Origin of the sequence: Pricia sp. (assembly GCF_041745955.1) — a bacterium.
Lineage (GTDB): Bacteria > Bacteroidota > Bacteroidia > Flavobacteriales > Flavobacteriaceae > Pricia.
In genome coordinates this window covers 1-3031 of sequence record NZ_JBGTHY010000484.1, presented here as the reverse complement: position 1 = coordinate 3031, position 3031 = coordinate 1, and the positions used below count along the sequence as shown (strand labels likewise).

Below are 3031 nucleotides of genomic sequence, written 5' to 3'. Positions count from 1 at the left end.
ATTAGTTATAAGATTAATAAGTACCTGCATTAAAACTGCCTTATTGGCTATTAGTTCAACATTATCCTTTGCATTGCTAAGAATAGTACAATTATCTGTTTCCGTAATTTTACTTACCTCAAGAATCAATGATTCGAAATCTATCTGCTCTTGCTTACAATTAAGCAAATCATCACTTAAATAAAATTCCAAAATACCATCGATATAGTTCTTTAGGGAGTTTGAGGATGTTTTCAAATGTGCCAGGCACTGTAATGATTCTTTGTCAAGTGTATCCTGGTTTTCGAATTCCAAGAGATCGGTCAACGAACTAATATTGGCCAATGGGGATTTTAGATCATGGGATACGATACCGGCGAATTTCTTTAGGTCTTCATTTTTTAGTTTTAGCTTCTCCTGAAATTGTAATAATTTGAAATTTTGATAGCGTAGCTCAAAGAGTTGTACCACTTGTCTTGACATCGAAGTAAGTGCCTCGAGTTGTTTTTCCGTCAGGTTTCTTGGCTTCTGGTCAAAGACACATAGTGTTCCTAATTTAAATCCATCGGAGTCTATTAAAGGTGCTCCCGCAAAGAATACCGCATTATGGTCCGTGACCAAAGGATTGTCAAAAAAGCGATCATCTACTCTGGCGTCTTCTATAATTGTAACCGGATCCTCGGAATTTATGGCATGGCCACAAAAAGAAATTTCCCTCGGCGATTCATTAAAAGGTATACCGTGGTGCGACTTCAAGAAGTTCCTTTCCTTATCCAAGAGCGTTATCAATGAAACAGGGGCGTCACAGATGTAAGACATCAACGAAGTTATGTCGTCATATTGATTTTCTGGCAAAGTATCGAGCAACCGATATTTTTCGACTGCGGCTTGTCTTTTCTTCTCGTTAGGGGGAAATGCTGGCGATTTCATTGAGATGTATTATAATTGTTTACCCTTTTGAATCCTTAAAGGTACTGTATTTAACAGGGGTGTCCATACAAAGTGTAATTTTACAATATCATTATTTCCAATATTGATAGCGTAATATGCCATTATTACTGTATCTTATTATCTAGAAACCCTTATCTTAAATACTAATAAGTGACAATTTTCATTTATCCAAATTAGATTGTAGTGTTAATTTTTTTTTCATTTTCTAATCTTTAATTTCAGCCCATTTTGAGTAAAAATATACTTATTATAGATGACGACATAGTTTCCCAATTTGCGTTAAGATATACGATACAACAAGCTAATATTGACTGCGAGATATTGGTTTGTGATGGAGCTCAAGAAGGTTTGGGTATATTATCCAATCTCCATAAAGCAGGGAAAGACCTTCCGGACTTTATTTTTCTTGATTTGGATATGCCCGATCTGGACGGTTGGGATTTTCTTGATCGATACCGTAATATTAACGGTACAGCCAAAAGGCCAAAAATTTTTATTCTATCCGCATTTACCAGCTCACTTGATCGGGAAAGGGCAAAGGAACATTCGATGGTGGAGGGATTTTTCGATAAGCCCCTGTCCAGAAACAGTGTTAGCCGAATTTTAAAGTCTAGGCCCGATTAATTCAATTTTTCACGGTTTTAAGTGTGCGTTTGAATTCAACACGTGGTAATTCAGCCGTTGTGTACTTAATCTTTAATTTGTAGACGGACCAAAACTATTCCTGGAAATATTGATTTGGTAGGAAAACGTCAAGGATTGTCATAAAGATTAATCGGTACTGCGAGAACAAAAGAAACAAGCCAATATAGACCTCCTTCAGAAGACCCTTATTTACTATTTGTCCGAAGCTTGACTGTACCCTGACACTTCCCGTTCCGCCCCATCCACAATCAAAAAATCCGGTTCTGCCAGCCTACCGTAACTTTACCGATAAACCCACAGACAGAGGCAAAGCATTTCAGGAAAACTTTAGGCGTGTTCTAAAGTTGAAGTAAAGGATAAGATAGGCATTATTGCTAGGTAAACTGCAAAGGTTACCTAGCCGACTGAACAATTACTAGGTTTCTAATAAATCAATCGAAAAATATCTGGGCCAAGTACAAAGTCATATGGCCTTGGTTGATTCGGATATCATTGTTGAAAAGCTCAAAGGTAGCATTGAACTGGACGATGTAGTTTACTTTTTCCATGTTTCCATACCCGGACCCATGGATTCAGCAGGCGAGATTCCGTTATCCTCGAAAAAGTGGAGCATCAATAGTAAAGTCATCGATTGGGATTTTGACATTTTCTTGCAGAATTTCCAAATCGTACAGCCACGGAAGTCTTGATTCCCAGCATCTCGAACCGCTCTTTTTCATATCCCTTTTCCATTTTTTCTGAAATTTTTATTCGGTTTTGTTGGGCCCAGCCCATTTTTTCCGAAAATCAGGGCATTAAACGAGAATCCGAAAAATGAGTAACCCTCCAAAAGCCCTGTATTCACTGGGGATGGAGAAAAGTGTAATAACCGTACCAGGCGCTAGCCCGTTACCCTCTTGCTACTCCATCCCTTCATTTCATTTTCGGGATTTCCGTACTTTTCAACTAAAGCTAAAAAACCAATTGAATAATACCGTTCAATCAATTTTTTTAAGAGACATTTCATATACTTTTTGATGAATTCTCAACAATGAAAAGAAAACGAAAGTATTTCTGCAGTCCCCTTGATGAAGTAGCACAATATCGAAGCCAATATTCTTTGGTTTTGGTTGGTGTCAATTGGTTGCCATAACCCTCGCTGTTACCTTTTCTGTAACCATACCTAAAATTTAGATCGAGTAAGGACTTATAAAAATGACCTGGCGAATGGTTATGCAGTCCGTCTCGGGCTAAATTTTAAAACTTTGTGTAAGAAAGGAGATAGCTAGGCTGGTGGTTGGCGAAAAAATACTAGAATTTTATTTGGGAATGGAGTGTTTCTTTCCGGCGTACCGGAAGGAATAAGCGATATGGAAAAGTCAAAATTGAGGATTGTGTTCAAGATATAGGCTAATAAACTTAATTCGCCTGCAATGTGGCTTTTTCAGCGAAATGAAAGGGAATGTACTGAAGGTAA

General features: G+C 37.7%; 3 protein-coding genes. 1 reads left to right on the top strand and 2 read right to left on the bottom strand.

The features are described from left to right. Positions 1–909, bottom strand: a 909-nt coding sequence (locus ACEW8S_RS17015) for a GAF domain-containing protein (protein ID WP_373519313.1), incomplete at its 3' end; no start/stop codon positions are given. A 249-nt stretch (positions 910–1158) separates the two neighbouring features. On the opposite strand from ACEW8S_RS17015, the gene ACEW8S_RS17010 reads away from it, so the two are divergent. Further along, complete coding sequence (locus ACEW8S_RS17010) at positions 1159–1554, top strand: response regulator (RefSeq protein WP_373519312.1); 396 nt, start codon at positions 1159–1161, stop codon at positions 1552–1554. Positions 1555–2110: 556 nt separating this feature from the next. Here ACEW8S_RS17010 and ACEW8S_RS17005 read toward each other — a convergent pair. Further along, on the bottom strand, positions 2111–2188 hold the full coding sequence (locus ACEW8S_RS17005; protein WP_373519314.1) for a BfmA/BtgA family mobilization protein: 78 nt from the start codon (positions 2186–2188) through the stop codon (positions 2111–2113). Positions 2189–3031: the final 843 nt, after the last annotated feature.

Bases quoted from the DNA above. Each gene is read 5' to 3' on its own strand.
- ACEW8S_RS17005 (WP_373519314.1), bottom strand. From the start codon at position 2,188: ATGCTCCACTTTTTCGAGGATAACGGAATCTCGCCTGCTGAATCCATG.